The sequence below is a fragment of the Bradyrhizobium sp. CFUWI genome, from assembly GCF_056429085.1.
Genome location: NZ_JBWJZE010000012.1, coordinates 174,798 through 192,170, shown reverse-complemented (window position 1 = coordinate 192,170; position 17,373 = coordinate 174,798). Strand labels below are relative to the sequence as shown.

Here is a 17,373-nt window from a genome sequence, read left to right as displayed (position 1 = left end):
CACACGATGGTGCGCGACAGTTCTACGATCGACTGCCCGACCGCTTGCACGATGCGCCTTGATCCCGGCTCGAAATATCGGGTGATCACCTAGTCTGGGATAGGGATTCTCCTCGCCGGGAAGTGAACACCGTCAGACATTTTTCACCGCCCATGCTTCGTGACCGCGGGGGACGGGAGCCCAGCATTAGCTAGCGAAAGCTAGATCCGATATCCCTTCCTAGGTGATGATCAAGAAAATTCATCCCTGCACGCCTAGGGTTTTATCCGATGCCGCGCTGGCGGACCGACAGCTAATCTTTAGGCGCGTCTCGCCGGCTACCAGCCCTGGCCCGCAGAACCCGACCAGAAGGAGGCTTGCATGTCCGACCTAGTAGCGATCGTGTATCCAACCGAGGCGAAGGCCGAAGAAGTGCGTCAACGGCTGCTCAAGCTGCAGAAGGAATATCTAATCACAATCAGCGACGCGGTGATCGCCGTGAAAACAGATTCCGGCGGCATCAAGCTCAACCAGCTCGTCAACACAACAGCGATGGGCGCGATGACCGGGAGTTTCTGGGGCCTTCTGATCGGCGTGATCTTCCTCAATCCGATCCTTGGTGTCGCGGTCGGCGCCGCATCCGGTGCGCTCGGCGGCGCCCTGGCCGATTTCGGCATCGACGACGCCTTCATGAAGGACTTGTCTGCCTCGCTGCACACCGGCAACGCCGCCTTGTTCGTCCTGATCAAGAACATGACGGCGGACAAGGTGCTGAAGGAGATCAAGGACGCCGGCGGAACCGTGCTGAAGACGTCCCTGGATGACACCAAGGAACAGGCCCTGCGCGACGCGCTCGCAAGTGCGGCGGAACGGCCGGCGGCCTGACCGGCCGCCTTCGGCCCGCTTAGCGCCGACCACCCGTGAGGCGCAGCAGCATCATGAACAGGTTGATGAAGTTGAGGTAGAGCGACAACGCCGAAATCACGGACTTGCGGCCTGCCGACGCTTCGTCATCCCTGCCGTCGTACATCGTCTTGATTCGCTGCGTATCGTATGCCGTGAGTCCGGCAAAAACACCGACCCCCACAACCGAGATCAGCCAGTCCAGCCCCGATGACTCCAGGAAGAGGTTGACCACGGTCGCGATGATGATGCCGATCAGGCCCATGAACAGGAAGGTCCCAAGACGGGACAAGTCTCGCCGGGTGGTGTAGCCGAACACGCTGAGCGCCCCGAAGGTCGCGGCTGCGATGAAGAAGACGCGTGTAATCGATGCACTAGTGTAGATGTGAAGCAGCGTCGAGAGCGACACGCCGACCAGGGCGGCGTAAATGAAAAACAGAAGCCGTGCGGTCGACACCGACAGCGTATTGATGCGCGAGCCGATGAAGAAGACCAGCGCAAGCGGCGCCAGGATGAAGACCCACATCAACGGGCTCTGCAGCAAGGCCGGACCAGTCAGCTGATAGGTCAGCCACGCGACGACGGCGGTCAGGCCAACGCCTGCGGCCATGTAGTTGTAGATGCGCAGCATGTAGTCACGCAGGCCGGTGTCCATCGCGATTGTGTCACCACCGCCCGCACTCGAGGCCGCCAGGTTCTGATCATAATTTGACATTGCTCGTCTCCTCTCAGAGCTTGCTGACGGAGCAACGCTATCCCTCGGACTCAGAGGATGGCATCGGACAATCACCCGAACGCCGACGGGGAAACCACCCTGTTGCCCCCGTAACTTCCGCCGCAGCGACCATCCTGCGCATTACAAAGTGGCAAACTGGAACCACCACTCACGCGTCCTCCTTTTGGAGGAGGCGCCTTACGCGTTTGTCACTAGGAGATGATCGCGGCGCGGCCTAATCGGCTGACATGCGCTACTATTTTCACATCGTCGATAAATACGGTCTCACGCCCGATGAGACCGGATGCGAATATGCCGATCAGGATACCGCGGTTCTGCATGCTCAACGGATTGCGGCCGAGCTCGCGAAGGCCGGTGAATTCTGCCGTTTCGGCGTCGTGCTTCTGGCTGCTGTTTCCGGGCCATCCGGTCCCGGCGAAGGCGCGATCGACCTCACGGCAAAGGCCTGAAGCCCGCGTGCAGGCCCTCGGCGATTTCCTGCCCCTGCTCTCTACAGAGAATCCCTGATGTGCGATCGGGAAAGCCGCGCCTAAGGTGTTGGCGAGATCGACGGGCATCAGTGCCCGCCGATCGCGGATTGGAAGGCCATTTTGGCATGGCTCCGTCACCGCACCAGGTCGATCAAAAGCTCTCCCGCAATGCGCTCATCGCACTCGTGGTGGGCTCGATGGTCGGCTCTGGCATATTCGCGCTACCCGCCTCGTTCGGGCGAACCACGGGTGCGCTCGGCGCAATGATCGCCTGGGCGATCGCAGGCACCGGCATGCTGATGCTGGCCTTTGTATTCCAGACCTTGTCACACCGCAAACCGGACCTCGACGCCGGCATCTATGCCTACGCCAGGGCTGGGTTTGGCGAGTATATCGGATTTGCTTCAGCCGTGGGGTACTGGATCGGATGCTGCCTCGCGGATGTCGCCTGCCTTGTCTTGATCAAGGCGACACTCGGGCAGTTTTTCTCCGTCTTCGGTGACGGCACAACGGCAGTGGCGATCGCTTCGGCATCCGTCCTGCTCTGGGGAGTGCATGTTCTGCTGCTGCGCGGCATCAAAAACGCCGCCGCGCTCAATACGATCGCGACCTACGCCAAGATCATTCCGATCCTGCTGTTCATTGCAGCCGCCGCCATCGCCTTTGATGGCAGGCTTTTCTCCATGAACTTCGCAGGAACGGAGCAGCTGGAGCATTCAGATGTGCTCACTCAGGTCCGCAGCACGATGCTGCTGACCGTATTCGTCTTCGTCGGGATTGAAGGCGCGAGTGTCTACTCCCGCTATGCCCTAAGCCGAACCGATGTTGGGTTCGCAACTATTGCCGGCTTTCTGACGGTGCTTAGCCTGCTCGTCCTTGTGACGCTGCTATCCTATGGCGTGCTGCTACGACCGGAGCTGGCGGATCTACCGACGCCATCCATGGCCGGCGTCATGGAAGCGATCGTCGGCCGCTGGGGCGGCGTGTTCATCAGCGTGGCGCTCCTGATCTCGGTCCTCGGCAACTACCTGTCCTGGTCACTATTGGCCGCCGAGGTGCTGCATTCCGCCGCGGTTCACCGCACCATGCCCTCCTTTCTCGCAACAGTGAACGCGTACAAGGTGCCTTCTGGAGCGCTCTGGCTCACCAATTGCGTCATCCAGACCTTCCTCCTGGTAACCTGGTTTGCGGAATACGCATTCACGCTCGCCTTGAAGATGACGAGCGCGATGACGCTGATCCCATATTTCTTTGTTGCGGCCTATGGTCTCAAGCTCGCCTGGACCGGCGAGACCTACCGCACTGGCGAGCGCGCGCGTGTTGGTGACTGGATCCGCTCGGCCGTTGCGACGTTCTACGCGGCCGGCATGATCTACGCAGGCGGGCCAAAGTTTCTCTTGCTGTCCTCGATCCTCTATGCGCCCGGCACGCTGCTGTTTCTTATTGCCAAGCGCGAGCGCAAGGAAGCTGCGTTCAGGCCGCTCGAGGCAATCCTCTTTGCCGCGATCACGATCGCAGCATGTGCCGGCGTGTACGCACTGTCCACCGGAGCCATTTCGATTTGAGTCCTTGTCCCTGGCAGCATGGAGGCGAAAATGAGCATCCGAATCATCTGGGGCGCCCTGATCCTGGGCGGGTTGATGGCCGTTTCCGCATCCCCGACCCCGTTGCTAGCCCAGCCAACCGGCATGGAGGCGTCACCGAAGGACTCCGGCGTGTCGACGAAGAACGTGGCGCCCAATACCAATACGAACCCGACCAAGCACCGCTACTGGCGTCATCGCGGCGGCAAGCATCCGCACTTTGGCAGCCGGCGCGTCCGCACCTAGGTGCCGCGAACCATCATCCACCCTGGTGATTGGGCAGATCCATGAGCGATTCCAGGACAGGGCCGGAGCGGCTTGGAGAACTCGTTTCGCACGACGATTCCCCCGGCCTGCCGGAGCAGGCCAAGCGCAGCATTCTCGCGACGGGGCTCAGCCTGCTAGCTGCCTGTGTTTTCCTGTTTCTGGCGTGGCAGACAGTGTCCAGTCTCCTGCTCATCTTTGCAGGCGTGTTGTTCGGCGCATTTCTCGATGCCTGCGCAAGGGCACTGGCGCCGGTCCTTCCGCTCGCTCGCACCTGGCGGCTGACGCTGGTCCTGCTCCTGTTCTCCGCTCTTTCCGGATTTGGGTTGGTATGGGGCGCAGGCAAGCTACCGGAGCAGACGCGCCTCCTGTTGAAGGTCATGGACAGCCAGATCGACATCCTTCAGGAGCATCTCCTGTCATACGGCGTCGACCTCCTCGGCCCGGAATGGGGCCGCGACTTTGCACAATGGCTGTTCTCCGATCAGGGGCGCTTTCTCAGCCACGCCCAATTCGTGCTCGGCGGAGCATCGAGTCTTCTGACCGGCGCGTTAGTCATCCTGTTTCTCGGAATTCTCTTCGCCTTCGATCCGATCAGCCATCGCGAGAGCCTGGTCATGCTGGTGAAGCGACCCTACCGACCGCGAACAAGAGCGGTCATGGATGAGATGGGCAGCGTGATGCGGTTGTGGCTGATCGGACAGTTCATTCGGATCCTTCTCATGACACTGTGCGTCTGGATCGCGCTCTATCTGGTCGGCCTGCCCGGACCTCTCGTGCTCGGACTGCAGGCGGGTTTGTCGAACTTCATTCCCTACCTTGGACCGATCGTGGCGGCGATTCCGATCGCGCTGGTCGCAATGCCACTCGGCGGCTCGCTGCTGATCTGGGCCGTGCTAATCTACACAATCATCCAGTCGATCGAGGGCTATGTGATCGGCCCGCTGATCCACCGTCATGCGGTCGAGATCCCCCCTGCCTGGACGCTGGTCGCGATTGTCATGCTTGGCGCGCTGTTCGGGATACTGGGCATCGCGATGGCCATGCCCCTGGTCGCGATCGGCCGCGTCGCAATCATCCGGTTCTACGTCGAGGACCATCTCGGCGACGAGCCAAAGCCGACGTTCAACAGCAAGAATGCGTGAGTGGATGACTATGAGCGAGACCGATGTATCAGGCAGCGAGGGCACGGCGTCCTCCACGCCGCAATCCAGGATGGCCCATTTCCTGTGGGAGCAACTCCCTTATGTGGTGGCGCTGGTGCTCGCCGTCGCAGGCGTCGCCTATACCAACGTCTCCCACCAGCCTCTCGTCGGCTACTGGGAATTCCTGGCGCTCGCCATTGGCGTGGTCTGCGTCGTCACGAAATGGCCGGAGACGCAAGGCAAGGACGCCCAGCTCCGATTGATCTGGACCCAGGCGCTGCACTGGATCGCCGTCCTGGTCACGATGAACATCATGCTGATGTCGGGGGTCCAGCAATTGCTTCCGACACCGGCAACCGGCCTGGTGCTGCTGACGTTGCTGGCGCTCGGCACGTTCCTCGCGGGCGTCAGCCTCCTGTCGCTACAAATCTCGTTTCTCGGCCTTGCGATGGGCGTGACCGTCCCGGCGATATCATGGCTGAAGCAATCCGTCTTCTTCTTCTTGCTTGGCGCGGTGCTGCTGATCGGCCTCGGCATCACGTTCTGGCTTCGCCAGGATCGCCGGCCGGCGACCGCATCCATAAACAACCAGATGGAGGCTTGAATGCGAATGACACGGTTCCTTTGCGCTGCCGCATGCGCGTTGCTGTGCACCGCCGCCTCGCCCGTCCGCGCCGACGCATTCCGGGTCGGCCGATTGTTATGCCTCAGCTCCCCGCGCGTGGGCTTGGTCCTTGGATCGACTCAATCGCTGCGCTGCACTTTCTTCTATGCGCGCAGACCTCCTCGACAATATATCTATGAGGGGCGAATAAGGCGCGTTGGACTCGACCTGGGAGTGACCTCGGCGGGGACTCTCTCCTGGGCCGTCTTCGCCAAGAATTCGCGGATCGGCCCCGCTACGCTGCGAGGATTCTATGTGGGAGCAAGCGGCAATGTCGCATTCGGTCCCGGGCTCGGGGCGAATGTCCTGATTGGCGGCTCGCGCCGAAGCGTGATGTTGCAACCGCTGTCGATCGAGCGATCTATCGGAATCAATCTTGCAGCGGGCGTGACCAACCTGTCTCTGGGACCGCGCGGCAGGCGATAGCTCGTTCACCGGAATCGTTCCCGAGACTTCATGCGAACATTCCCGCATCGTCGCTCAGGGTTTCGTCGGATGTCGACGCTCCGGCTCCGAAGCTACCGTCGCGTCGGGGTAGCCATCTAATAGATCAGGAGCGTGGCATGACAGTCTATGACAGCCGGTCCGGCATTGCAGCTCTGGGCCCTCCTCCCCTGTGGGTCTGCGCTCTCCTTGGCGTCGTCATGATCGCCGCCGGTATCGCAGCTCTCAGCGATGTGGTGTTCGCAACCATTATCAGCGTGAAGTTGATCGGACTGACGGCGATCGCGGCCGGCGCGTTCGAGATCGCCCACGCCTTCTGGACCAAGGGATGGGGCGGCTTTCTGTGGCAGATCCTGCTCGGCGCCCTCTACGTCGCCTTCGGGCTCGTGCTGCTGACCCAGCCCGCCTCCGGCGCCCTGATCCTCACTTATTTCCTCGGCGCGATCCTGATCGCCTCAGGCGTCATTCGATGCATGCTGAGCTTTGCCCATTGGAGCCAGAACGGATGGATGATGCTGACCTCCGGCGTCTTCGGGTTGGCCGCGGGTGCGTTGACCCTGTTCAGCTTCCCCACCATCAGCCCGTGGCTCCTCGGATTCCTGCTTGGCGTCGACCTGATCTCGCACGGCCTCGCCTGGCTGATCTACGCGTTCCAGTCTGCGCGGCGGACTGCATAACATAAGGAGAAAAAGATGATGGATCTCCCCACCCGTCGCGCTTTCCTTGGTCTTGCTCAAAATGTCGTAGCCGGCGCGGCGATAGGCGCCATCGGTGTCCGCTTCATTGCGGTTGCGGAAGCGATGCCGATCGCACCCGACCTCGGCCAGAACGACCGGCCGTCGGATCTCCTGACGCAAGCTCAATGGGGACCGCCGCCTCCTCCTGGCTGGCGCCGCCGGCGGCCGCGCAGCCGCCGCTGGGTTTGCTGGTGGCATCGCGGACGTCGTCACTGCGGATGGCGGTGGCGCTAGGCCTACCCTTGCGCGATCCCCACACAGCTGAAGGGCTGTGAAGGCCATGCAACTCCAACAGACGATGGAGGACATCGTGCGCCACACCAATCTGTGGCTTCTCGGAGCCATTCTCGCAGCGCTTCTCGTAGTGGCGACTTGGTACACCGTGGCGGTATGGCAGGAAACGCCATCAATGCCGTTTTACCGCAACGCCATCTTGGCGGGAGCTGCACTCCTGATGCTGGTGTCCGGCTGTGGCCTGATCGCACTGATGTTCTATAGCCGCCGCAAGGATTACGACGAGCCCGTGCGCAGCAATCGAACACCGCGGGAGTGATACGGCACCGGTGAAGCATCGGCCCGGTCCCAAGCCTGGTTGCAAGGAGCGGACCATGAACCTTGCTGGCGTTTCGATGAGGCTGCTGGCGGCAATTCTCCTGACGATCATCGCCAGCGGGTGGGCCCGGACCCAACCCGCCGCCCCTGGCCCACCCGCGGTCGGCGTCGTGGAAGCGACAAGGCGACCGATCACGGAGAGGAGTGAATTTCTCGGGCGGATCGAAGCGATCAATCGGGTCAATGTCGTTGCGCGCGTCACTGCATTTCTGGAACGGCGCCTCTTCGAGGAAGGCGCCGAGATCAGCAAAGGCGATGAGCTCTACCGGCTCGAGCGCGGTCCGTTCGAAGCGGATCTGGCATGGAAACAGGCGCAGGTAGCTCAACTTCAGGCCACACTCGAGAATGCCAAACAGACGACGGAACGCGCGCGGACTCTGCTCGGAGGCCCTGCCGGGCAACAGTCCACCTACGACGCCGCCATTGCGAACCAGCTCAGCCTCGAAGCCCAGGTCCAGGCCGCACAAGCCCAGGTTCAGGCCTCCCGGATCAACCTTGACTACACGACGATCCGCGCCCCGATCGCCGGCAAGATCGGACGCACGGCATTGACCGAAGGCAACGTTGTCGGCCCAAGCTCGGGCGTGCTGACCACCATCGTCAGCCAGGACCCGATGTACGTCACCTTCCCCGTGCCGCTGCGCCAGGGGTTGGAATTGCGGGAACGATACGCGCCGCAAGGAGGCCTGGAGGCCGTCGTCATCAGGCTGCGACTACCCGACGGCCGCATGTACGGCCAGTCCGGCAAACTGAATTTCGTCGACAACACCATCGCCCAAAACACCGACACGATCACCGTGCGCGGCGAGATCGGCAATCCTATCCTGCGGGCGTCCTCGGCGGCCGGCGTCACCGTTCACGAGTTGACCGACGGTGAGTTCGTTACCGTCGTGCTGGAGGGCGTCCAACCGATCGCGGTGCTAGCGATCCCGCGCTCCGCCGTGCTCTCCGATCAGCAGGGCCATTATGTTCTCGCCGTCGGCGCCGACAACAAGGCCGAGCAGCGCCGCATCCAGCTCGGGCAATCGACCCCGACCATCGCGGCGGTCATCGCCGGGCTCGCGGCCGGAGACAGCGTCATCGTCGAGGGCCTGCAGCGGGTTCGCCCCGGCCAGGTCGTTTTGCCGGGACCGGCAAGTCCCCTGATCCTGTCGAGCATGAAGGCTGCGGATGGTACGGCTCCGCAGGCAGCTCCCAGCACCTCCGGCAAAGCCGGCCGGGCGGACGACAAGCCATGATATCTGCGGTCTTCATCGATCGTCCGCGGCTCGCAATGGTGATCGCCTTCATCATCACCATCGCGGGCGCGCTCGCGCTGATGCAGATCCCGGTGGCGCAATTTCCGGACATCGTGCCGCCACAAGTCACGGTCTCAGGCACGTTCCCGGGTGCATCCGCCGAAGTCGTCGAGAGCAGCGTCGCCCAGCCCTTGGAGGCACAGATCATCGGCGTCGACCGCGCACTCTACATGAAATCGACCAGCGCCAGCGATGGAAGCTACACACTGACGGTTTCGTTCGCGCTCGGCACTAACCCCGACATCAACACCGTCAATGTCAACAACCGCGTGCAGAGCGCGCTGTCGCAGTTGCCGACCGAAGTGCAGCAGCAGGGGGTGACGGTGCGCAAGCGGTCCTCGTCGATCCTGCAATTCCTCGTGCTCTACAGCGCTAATGGCGAACAGGATCCGCTGTTCATCACAAACTACGCCATCATCAACGTGCTCGATGCGATTGCGAGCACCCCGGGGGTCGGCCAGGCCAATCTGTTCGCCAAGATGAACTACTCGATGCGGATCTGGTTTGACACACAGCGGCTGACCAGCCTCAACCTTACGCCGTCGGACGTCATTGCCGCAATTCGCACGCAAAGCGTTCAGGCGCCGGTCGGCCGCATCGGCGCGCGCCCGATCAGTGACGACCAGCAATTCCAGTTCAACGTGCAGACCCTGGGCAGGCTCGCAACCGTCGATCAATTTGCCAATATCGTGCTGCGCGCCAACCCGGACGGCTCATCCCTGCTGGTGAAGGACGTTGCCCGCGTCGAGATGGGCGCGCAAAACCTCGACAGCGAAGCGCGGATCGACGGACGCGCAGCCGTCCCGGTCGCGATCTATCTGGCGCCGGGCGCCAATGCGGTGACCACCGCACAAGCGGTGGCGGCGACGATGCAGCGGCTGTCGCAGCACTTCCCGACCGGACTGAGCTACCTCGTGCAATACGATTCCACGAGTTTCGTGCGCGACACCATCGCGGAGGTGTTGAAGACGCTGGGCGAGGCCTTCGTATTGGTCGTGATCGTGGTGTACCTCTTCCTCGGCAATCTCCGGGCGACGGTGATCCCGGCGATCGCGGTACCAGTGAGCCTGATCGGCACTTTCGCCGTCCTGCTGGTGCTGGGTTATTCGGCAAATACAGTGTCCCTGCTGGCGATGGTGCTCGCGATCGGCATCGTCGTGGACGATGCCATCGTCGTCGTCGAGAACGTCGAGCGAGTCATGCAGGAGGAACCGGACCTTTCGCCGACCGAAGCCAGCAAGAAGGCCATGACCCAGATCACCGCGCCGATCATCGCCATTACCCTGGTGCTGCTGTCGGTCTTCGTACCCGTCGCATTCATTCCAGGCGTTTCCGGAACGCTTTTTCGCCAGTTCGCGGTGACGATCAGCGCCGCGATGATGATTTCGGCGTTGAACGCGCTGACACTGTCGCCCGCCCTGTGCGCGCTGTTCCTGCGCCACACGGGGCCAAGGCGCGGCATCATCGGCCGCGTCCTCGGCTCCATCGACTGGATTCGTGACCGTTACAGCAGCGGCGTCCGACGCCTCGTGCGCATGGCCGGCCTCTCCGTTCTGCTCGTCCTGCTCTTTGCCGCCGGCATCTTCGGCATGTCGCTGATCACGCCGACGGGTTTCCTGCCCGAGGAAGATCAGGGCGCCTTCTTCACGTCGGTCCAACTTCCGGACGGCGCATCGGTGGCGCGAACCAGCGAGGTCACCCGGCAGGTCGAAGACGTCCTGAAGCAGATGCCGGCCGTTGACCACGTTCTTGCCATCGTCGGTTTTTCCCTGCTCGACGGCGCATCGGAATCGAACAGCGCCCTCGTCGTCACCCGCCTGAAGCCATTTGCCGACCGCAAGGCGGCAGCGGATTCTGCGCAAGCGCTGATCCGGCAGACCTTTGCCGCCGGCGCGCAGGTCCGACAGGCCAATGTACTGCCGTTCAACCTGCCACCGATCATCGGACTCTCCACCGGCGGCGGGTTCGAATACCAGCTTCAGGCATTGGAAGGACAGAGCCCGGCCGAGATCTCGAGCGTCACAAACGCGCTGATCGGAGCCGCCAACGCCGATCCACGTTTGGCGCGCGTCTTTTCCACCTTCACTGCGACTAATCCGTCGATCCATCTCGACATCGACCGCGGCAAGGCGCAGGCGCTCGGCGTGGGGATCAACGACATCTTCACCGCCCTGCAGGCGACGCTTGGCGGCATCTACGTCAACAACTTCAACCGGTTTGGCCGCACCTGGCAGGTCAACGTCCAGGGCGAGGCGTTCGATCGCAGCGACATCTCGGATATCTGGCGCATCTATCTGCGCAACGCCACCGGGCAAATGGTACCGATCAGATCACTGGCCGGGATCAGGATCGTGACCGGCCCTCAGGTGATCACCCGCTACAACAATTACCGCTCGGTGACGGTGAACGGCAGCCCGGCGCCCGGAGTTTCGTCAGGCACTGCGATGGCCGCAATGGCCGATGTGTCGAATAGCGTACTGCCTGCGGGTTACAGTTTCGCGTGGACCGGCACCGCCTATCAGGAACAACAGGCCGCCGGCCAGACCGGTATCGTTCTGATGCTTGCGGTGCTGTTTGCCTATTTGTTCCTGGTGGCGCTCTATGAAAGCACGATGATCCCGATCCCAGTGTTGCTGTCCGTTGTCGTCGGCGTGCTCGGCTCCTATGTCGGCATCAAGCTCGCCGGCCTCAATCTCGACCTCTACGGCCAGATCGGGCTGGTGGTGCTGATTGCGCTCGCCGCCAAGAACGGGATTCTGATCGTTGAATTCGCCAAGGAGCAACGCGAGGCAGGCGTGGCGCTCGAGGACGCTGCGATCCAGGCCGCGCATATGCGCTTCCGCGCGGTCATGATGACCTCCGTTGCCTTCATTTTTGGTCTCGTGCCGCTCGTGATCGCGACCGGCGCTGCGGAGCTCAGCCGCAGGGCCGTCGGGACAGCCGTCTTTGCAGGTATGCTCGCGGCCAGCTCGATCGGAATCTTCCTGGTGCCGATGCTTTACGTGACGTTTCAGCGTCTGCGGGAGCGGATGAAGATGAGAGCCAAGGTCAAAACTGACGAGTTGTCCCGATGAAAAAGGCTAAGGCACGCTCGCCAAAACGATTTCCCGCAGCACGCGCGTCGGCGGAATCCACTGATCTTCCATCCCGTAGTTTCCAGCCGTCAAGGCAATGACGAGCTGCAACGCAGGAATGATGAACAAGCGTTGGCCGCCTTCCCCCTGCGCCAGCCACATACGCTCCAGGCGCCCGGCCGCCCATCCCTTCGGCTTGCCGAAAGCCACGTCGAGGAGAAACCACTGATAGCCATACCGGCGAAGCTCGTCGGAACTGACAACCGGCGTCGTGCAACGAGTGATCCACTCCGAAGGAACGATTTGCTGGCCGTTGAGCTGCCCACCCGAGAGCATCAGCGTTCCGATCCGAGAGAGGTCGCGAACCGACATCCGGGCGCCTGAGGCAGCGAATGGCTCACCATCGGGCCCGGCGGCCCATTGCGTCGGCCCCAGGCCGAGCGGATCGAACAACGCCTCGCGTGCGAAGTCGTGCAGTGACTTGCCTGATCCCTTGGCGATCAGCCGGGCGAGCAACGCGGTCGCTCCGCCGCAATAATTCCAGCGCGCACCAGGCCTATCGACAACCGGTCGCTCCAGTATGTAACGATAACGGTCGGTAGCGTTGTCCATTGCGGTTTCGCTGTTGCGGGGATCGGCATAAGGTAAGCTGCTCTCATCCCAATCCATTCCCATCGTCATCGACAGCGCATGATGGACGGTCACGCGCGAGCGTTCCTCGTCGGCAAGATCACGATACTCCGGGAATCCGGAAAGCAGGCTCGCCTCCGGCGCCGGCACCTTCCCTTGCTGAAGAGCGATTCCATAGAGCAAAGCCACGATGCTCTTCGAGCAGGATCGAAGATCGTGGAGCGTCTCCACCGAGAACTTCACCGTTCCGAGATCGCCAACGCCCCTCTCGCGATCTTGACCCTCGAAATAGCGCTCGACGATCTGTTCTCCGTTCTTGAGAACAAGAAGACCGTGAATATTCCACACACGTCGCTCGGCGACTGCTTGATCGAGCCGTCTGATTACCTCGGTGGCGAATTGGTCAGAAGGAAACGTGGGCTGTTGCTGCCCCCGAGCCGGCAGGATTTGCGAACCCATGGCTGTTGCTATTCCTGACAATATCTGGCGACGATTTGGCAAAGCCTAACGTCCTCGTATCCGGGGGTATCGCCTTATATCAACATGTCCCGGCGAATGTCAGCATTGGGCCATTGAGACGGATTCATCTCGGGTTGTCGGCAGGTCGATATCCGCTTCTGTCCGCAAGCGCCGAAATGGGGCCAGCGTTGCGTTTGGCCTGACTGCCGTGAGTCAAACTCCCACACTTGCGTCGTCCTGGCCAAAATGTTGCTGTCGTCGCGCAAGCGCCAGCGTGGCGTTGTCTGACGAGAAAGACGTCGACATCACCGACGCCTTCCCCGCGCGCCGTGATGAATAGACCATGAATGCCGCGACGGCTTGAGCGAAAAACCATTTTCTTGCCCTGGAAACCGCGCGCGTCTCTGCGGCGTTTAGCTCTACACCACCGGAGGAACTGAACATGCCCTTGTCCAGTGCAGCAGCTGCTGCAGTCCTTGCGCTCCAGCTCGCGACACCCGCAGTCAACCAGACCGAAACGCCCAACCTGGTTCAGGTCCGTGAAGGGCCGTGCAGCTACGGGTTTGATACCGACATCTACGGAAGATGTTATCCGAACGGCGTCATTCCGCCGGAGTATCAAGCCGCGCGCCAACCCCGCGCCTACTATGAGCCGCGCCGATACTACAGGGAGGAGTACCGCCCACGGTGGCGACACCGCTATTACCGCGACGAGTATTGATCAATAGCCGCCACCGATCGCCGCGCTCTGGATTGAAGCTGGTGCCCAGTCAGATGGATCCGCCAGCTAATTAGACCATTGGTGACAAGCCCGCGGCGCCGACGTCCGGCCTGACGTCGATCGGGGCGAAGCGCTTAAATTGAAATTGACCGGAGAACGTCCTGCTCAGATCACGCCCACAATGATCAAGACTCCGATCTCAACCAGTAGGAGCGTACCCGCTGCTGCGGAGATGAAAAACAAGTCACCTAAGGAAAGGAACTGCATGATTCGCCTCCCAATTTGCCAGAAGCGGCCCCTACATCCCTTGAACGGCGTAAGCAGGGGGGCAGGATGATGGGGCCGCTTCCAGGAGGTCCTTGACGCGTCCGTCCGGCGCCAAGCATTTGCATTCTAGCCCAACTTTAAATCTTGTCCACCATTTAATTCATTTAATGACATTTATTTTTTAATGGTTAATTTGCCGACTTCTGGAGCTTGCCCAAGGAGCATAGCCGGCGGGCCCGCCAGCGTGGACAGAGCGCGGACCATCCTAAATCTTCTGGACGAGCGAGCTAGCTAACGGAGGCGCGGGCGGTTATGTGCGCCCCACAGGGCGATGAACAGGACTGCCGCGTTTCCAATTCCCAGCAAGACCAAGATGCTTTCCAGCATGACGAATCAAGCTCCGCCCGGGGAATCATACACCTGAGCGAAACTTAGTCATCCAGGCCAGCAAGACCGCTCGCGCTGCCTCAAGACAGATCCTGCGGCTCATGCCGCGACGTTCCGCACGATCGGCGCGGCACGCCACGTTGCCAGCGTAAGGGTCCCGCCAGCGTGCGCGGTGGCAGCGATGCGACCAACCCCACCAATGCGCCGGCCGGCACGGGCGGCCTACTGAGCCACCACCTCTCACTCAATGCTGGCCGCGAGGGGTATTGTCTTCGCGGTTGAGAAACGCAAGCCGCCTCTCCAGTTCTTCCTTCTTGGCCACGAGTCTCGTGGCAAGAATGTCATTGACGACACTGTGGAGTTGCCACAGCTCTTCAATCGACATGCTTTCAAACGGCCTTCGTTCCATGAATCCCCCCGACTCACGAATCGTCTATAGCTTGGGGCTACAAGGGGGGAGCTGGCAACTAGTGGTTCGTTGAGTGCAGAAGGTTATCTACTCTGCTCGATTCCGCAGACTTCCCGCGCGACCTTGAGCGTCGGCGGCGCAACTCTGCTTGCATTAATCGAGTTCGCAAGAGGCCCAATTCTGCAATCTGACTTTCTAGAAATGCGATACGTTGGTGCAAGGCGACAGCAAGATAGGAAGTCCGATCGGAAATACTCATCACGACCTCATAAAATAACAATGACAAGAGTACAAAACGATCCCGGCAATCTCAGCATTACGCCACGAGGTTGGCACAATTGCAAGGCGAACCCAGTGAGAGGCATCCTGCGCGCGGGTTTTCCAAGGAACACCTCTAAGGAACACCTCCAAGGAACACCTCCAAGGAACACCTGGGCGTCCTGATGCTTGAATCGCTGCCGGCTCGCCGCCGAGCTGGCGGAGCGGCCCCGGCCTACCCCAAAAGCCCCCCTGCAGCCGGGGCCGTCTCTCTGCCAAGCGCAATATCGGAGTTTGCGTATGCGTTCCTCACCCTCGATCGTGCCGGCCGATCGTCTGGACCGTGACATTTACTTGGTGCTTGAGGACTTTGGCGCGCGTGCCGGCTGCGCTTGGCGCGAGACGGACGAAGCCGATACAGATCTCGAAACCGTCCTGCAGCACATTCTCTCCGGTCAATACGCCTACCCCGCCCGGATTGTGTGCTTCAATCCGGGCGAAGGCTGGTCACGGGACGCCACCTCCGAGGTCGCCGACGCGCTCGCCCGGCGCGCAGCCGATTCTGACGCCGACGTCTCGTCCGCGCTGCAGGCTTTCATTGCCGCCCATGCGACGAGAGGTTTCGATGTTCAGCTCGCGCTGCCGTTGCGGAGCGCCGGTAAGTAACGTTGAGCATCGACGCGGATCCGCGAGAAGGCGTCAACGTCAGCTCTATTGACCTTCCTTTTCAGGGCCGTGATTAAATCTTCAGAGCCGCGATTCAATTTTCGGAGCCGCGATTAAATTTTCCCCTAGCTTTTGTTTTGCCGACGATCCAGATTTCTGGAATTATACCGCCGATTTTATTGGGGGACATTGCGATGGCAAAGCCTGCCGTTTCCCGTGATGCCTTTCGTGGGTTGTTCGCTTTTTATGCAGCGAAAGCACATCACGACCACAAGCACGATGGCGAACATCGCTTATTGAAGCTGTTTGGATCGGCTGAAGACATTCCCGATAGATTGCTGGAGCAATGGTCGGAAGGAGCTGAGCTGCTTGGCTCTGAAACCGCCGGTCGCATACTGGAGCCGCGCGCCCGTCAAATCGCGAATGACGGCGTACATTATGACCATGCCAGCGACTTTCTCCACGCGCTCTTGAGAGATCTCGGTCAAAAGGCGCAGTGACAATCCTGGTCAATATTACTCCCATAACGCTCGCCAATGCCAATCTCGATTTACAGCCCCCTCCGCGAGAGATTGCTAACGGAGAACTGTCCAAGACTTCGGCTAACCTTTGCTGAGGTTGAATCGATATTGGGAAAGCCTCTGCCGAGGTCGGCTTATAGATTCACTAGCTGGTGGAGCACACTAAATGGCAGAAGCCCACAAGCGAAGGCGTGGTTGTCCGCAGGCTTTGATGTCCGGGTATCAATGAAGCACCGCATCGTCGAATTCTATCGTTCTGGCGTGGAGCACCATTGATCGTCGACGAAGCACCTCGGCCTCTCGCCCCCGATCCGCGATCGATTATCGGAGCCATCCACAGAGGCCGCGGAGTGGGAGGAACTGAACATGCCCTTGTCCATGCAGCCGTTAGGCTGCGCCATTCAACGACGAGAATATTCGCCGCGCTGCCGCTCTGTCTGACAGGTCGTGCAGTTGCTGCCGCCGGCGCCGCTTTGTCGCAGGAATCCGCCAATTTCCGATAGAGTCCAGTAGTCGCCCCGAGATGAACTCCCCGCAGCATGCGCCTATTGTGCCCTTCCCTTCCCGGCATTTTGGCGATGATCTGCGCAGCGAAAGACAGTCCGCCCGTTCTGATCTGCTCCAAGTGCAGACGGCCGATGGCGTTCTTGGCCACGCTCCCGGCCATCTTCACGCTACCGGCAGTGCATGCCTACCAGTGCCGTCCGTGTCTGCGGGTAGACACCATCCCGCTCGATTAAGGCCGGGAGAGCCGAGCTAGCGCGCTGCGGTGCGCAGTGCTCTCAACTACCGCACCTGCCATTGCGTCGCATCCGTGGCGGCTCCAGGCAGCCTGCCCCCAAAAAGCCGGAAGACAACGGGCCGGAAAGGTGTAGGATTCAGCAAAATCGGAGGCGCGGCATGTTTGAAATCAACGGCTTCGACACGGCGGGCGTCGTCAGCCTGAAGCGGGCTTCACTCGCCGCCGCCCTCAAGAAGGCCAAGGAGCTGGTCGAGGACGGGTGCTGGGACGTTCGGGTCGTCGATCCCAGCGGCCGCGTCTACACCTCGTTTGAAGAGCAGGCCGCCTAGTTCCGAGCGATCGCCTGCCGCTATCCGCCTCGGCCGACGTTCGACGGGCATTTTCAGCCAGCGCTGCGTTGCTTC

20 protein-coding genes are annotated in these 17,373 nt (G+C 61.1%); 15 read left to right on the top strand and 5 right to left on the bottom strand.

Going from position 1 to position 17,373, the window contains the following annotated elements; translation table 11 throughout:
- The first annotated feature begins 360 nt into the window (after window positions 1–360).
- Window positions 361–864 (top strand): DUF1269 domain-containing protein, encoded by a 504-nt coding sequence (locus AC066S_RS25455; RefSeq protein WP_126257572.1) that lies wholly within the window; start codon window positions 361–363, stop codon window positions 862–864.
- Between the two features lie 19 nt (window positions 865–883).
- On the opposite strand, the gene AC066S_RS25450 is transcribed toward AC066S_RS25455, so the two are convergent.
- Together AC066S_RS25450 and AC066S_RS25445 are read right to left on the bottom strand one after the other, a co-directional pair.
- Window positions 884–1,597 (bottom strand): Bax inhibitor-1/YccA family protein, encoded by a 714-nt coding sequence (locus tag AC066S_RS25450; RefSeq protein WP_478270911.1) that lies wholly within the window; start codon window positions 1,595–1,597, stop codon window positions 884–886.
- Between the two features lie 212 nt (window positions 1,598–1,809).
- Window positions 1,810–2,175 carry a hypothetical protein gene (locus AC066S_RS25445; RefSeq protein WP_478270910.1) on the bottom strand — a complete coding sequence of 122 codons (366 nt, stop codon included), beginning with the start codon at window positions 2,173–2,175 and terminating at the stop codon, window positions 1,810–1,812.
- Window positions 2,176–2,213: 38 nt separating this feature from the next.
- On the opposite strand from AC066S_RS25445, the gene AC066S_RS25440 reads away from it, so the two are divergent.
- The 9 genes from AC066S_RS25440 (at window position 2,214) to AC066S_RS25400 (ending at window position 11,909) form a co-directional block, all read left to right on the top strand.
- Window positions 2,214–3,653, top strand: a complete 1,440-nt coding sequence (locus tag AC066S_RS25440; protein WP_126257804.1) for a basic amino acid/polyamine antiporter — start codon at window positions 2,214–2,216, stop codon at window positions 3,651–3,653.
- A gap of 30 nt (window positions 3,654–3,683) precedes the next feature.
- Window positions 3,684–3,917 (top strand): hypothetical protein, encoded by a 234-nt coding sequence (locus tag AC066S_RS25435; RefSeq protein ID WP_135171199.1) that lies wholly within the window; start codon window positions 3,684–3,686, stop codon window positions 3,915–3,917.
- Between the two features lie 41 nt (window positions 3,918–3,958).
- A complete protein-coding gene (locus tag AC066S_RS25430; RefSeq protein ID WP_478270909.1) occupies window positions 3,959–5,080 on the top strand; it encodes an AI-2E family transporter in 1,122 nt (373 codons plus the stop codon).
- A gap of 10 nt (window positions 5,081–5,090) precedes the next feature.
- The gene (locus AC066S_RS25425; protein WP_135171200.1) at window positions 5,091–5,684 is read left to right on the top strand and encodes a hypothetical protein; all 594 of its coding nucleotides are present in this window, start codon (window positions 5,091–5,093) and stop codon (window positions 5,682–5,684) included.
- Window positions 5,685–6,170, top strand: coding sequence for a DUF992 domain-containing protein (locus AC066S_RS25420; RefSeq protein ID WP_126257566.1), 486 nt, complete (start codon window positions 5,685–5,687; stop codon window positions 6,168–6,170).
- A 137-nt stretch (window positions 6,171–6,307) separates the two neighbouring features.
- Complete coding sequence (locus AC066S_RS25415) at window positions 6,308–6,865, top strand: HdeD family acid-resistance protein (protein ID WP_126257565.1); 558 nt, start codon at window positions 6,308–6,310, stop codon at window positions 6,863–6,865.
- Window positions 6,866–7,205: 340 nt separating this feature from the next.
- The gene (locus AC066S_RS25410) at window positions 7,206–7,478 is read left to right on the top strand and encodes a hypothetical protein (RefSeq protein WP_478270908.1); all 273 of its coding nucleotides are present in this window, start codon (window positions 7,206–7,208) and stop codon (window positions 7,476–7,478) included.
- 55 nt (window positions 7,479–7,533) lie between these two features.
- Entirely contained in the window at window positions 7,534–8,775 is a 1,242-nt protein-coding gene (locus tag AC066S_RS25405) for an efflux RND transporter periplasmic adaptor subunit (RefSeq protein ID WP_478270907.1), read from the top strand.
- Window positions 8,772–11,909, top strand: a complete 3,138-nt coding sequence (locus AC066S_RS25400; RefSeq protein WP_478270906.1) for an efflux RND transporter permease subunit — start codon at window positions 8,772–8,774, stop codon at window positions 11,907–11,909. Before AC066S_RS25405 ends, AC066S_RS25400 begins: the two co-directional genes overlap by 4 nt.
- 6 nt (window positions 11,910–11,915) lie before the next feature.
- Here AC066S_RS25400 and AC066S_RS25395 read toward each other — a convergent pair whose 3' ends face one another.
- On the bottom strand, window positions 11,916–12,998 hold the full coding sequence (locus tag AC066S_RS25395) for a serine hydrolase domain-containing protein (RefSeq protein ID WP_135171205.1): 1,083 nt from the start codon (window positions 12,996–12,998) through the stop codon (window positions 11,916–11,918).
- A 213-nt stretch (window positions 12,999–13,211) separates the two neighbouring features.
- Window positions 13,212–13,442, bottom strand: coding sequence for a hypothetical protein (locus tag AC066S_RS25390; protein WP_126257561.1), 231 nt, complete (start codon window positions 13,440–13,442; stop codon window positions 13,212–13,214).
- Here AC066S_RS25390 and AC066S_RS25385 point away from each other — a divergent pair.
- On the top strand, window positions 13,441–13,719 hold the full coding sequence (locus AC066S_RS25385) for a hypothetical protein (RefSeq protein WP_126257560.1): 279 nt from the start codon (window positions 13,441–13,443) through the stop codon (window positions 13,717–13,719). The two genes, AC066S_RS25390 and AC066S_RS25385, sit on opposite strands and share 2 nt — an antisense overlap.
- A gap of 898 nt (window positions 13,720–14,617) precedes the next feature.
- Here AC066S_RS25385 and AC066S_RS25380 read toward each other — a convergent pair.
- On the bottom strand, window positions 14,618–14,782 hold the full coding sequence (locus AC066S_RS25380) for a hypothetical protein (protein WP_478270905.1): 165 nt from the start codon (window positions 14,780–14,782) through the stop codon (window positions 14,618–14,620).
- A gap of 558 nt (window positions 14,783–15,340) precedes the next feature.
- On the opposite strand from AC066S_RS25380, the gene AC066S_RS25375 reads away from it, so the two are divergent.
- The 4 genes from AC066S_RS25375 (at window position 15,341) to AC066S_RS25360 (ending at window position 17,298) form a co-directional block, all read left to right on the top strand.
- Window positions 15,341–15,706: a hypothetical protein gene (locus tag AC066S_RS25375; protein ID WP_135171207.1), complete on the top strand. Its 366-nt coding sequence runs from the start codon at window positions 15,341–15,343 to the stop codon at window positions 15,704–15,706.
- A 194-nt stretch (window positions 15,707–15,900) separates the two neighbouring features.
- Window positions 15,901–16,206, top strand: a complete 306-nt coding sequence (locus tag AC066S_RS25370) for a hypothetical protein (RefSeq protein WP_126257558.1) — start codon at window positions 15,901–15,903, stop codon at window positions 16,204–16,206.
- Window positions 16,207–16,242: 36 nt separating this feature from the next.
- Entirely contained in the window at window positions 16,243–16,503 is a 261-nt protein-coding gene (locus AC066S_RS25365; RefSeq protein WP_478270904.1) for a DUF7662 domain-containing protein, read from the top strand.
- 624 nt (window positions 16,504–17,127) lie between these two features.
- Window positions 17,128–17,298, top strand: a complete 171-nt coding sequence (locus tag AC066S_RS25360; RefSeq protein WP_164718586.1) for a hypothetical protein — start codon at window positions 17,128–17,130, stop codon at window positions 17,296–17,298.
- Window positions 17,299–17,373: the final 75 nt, after the last annotated feature.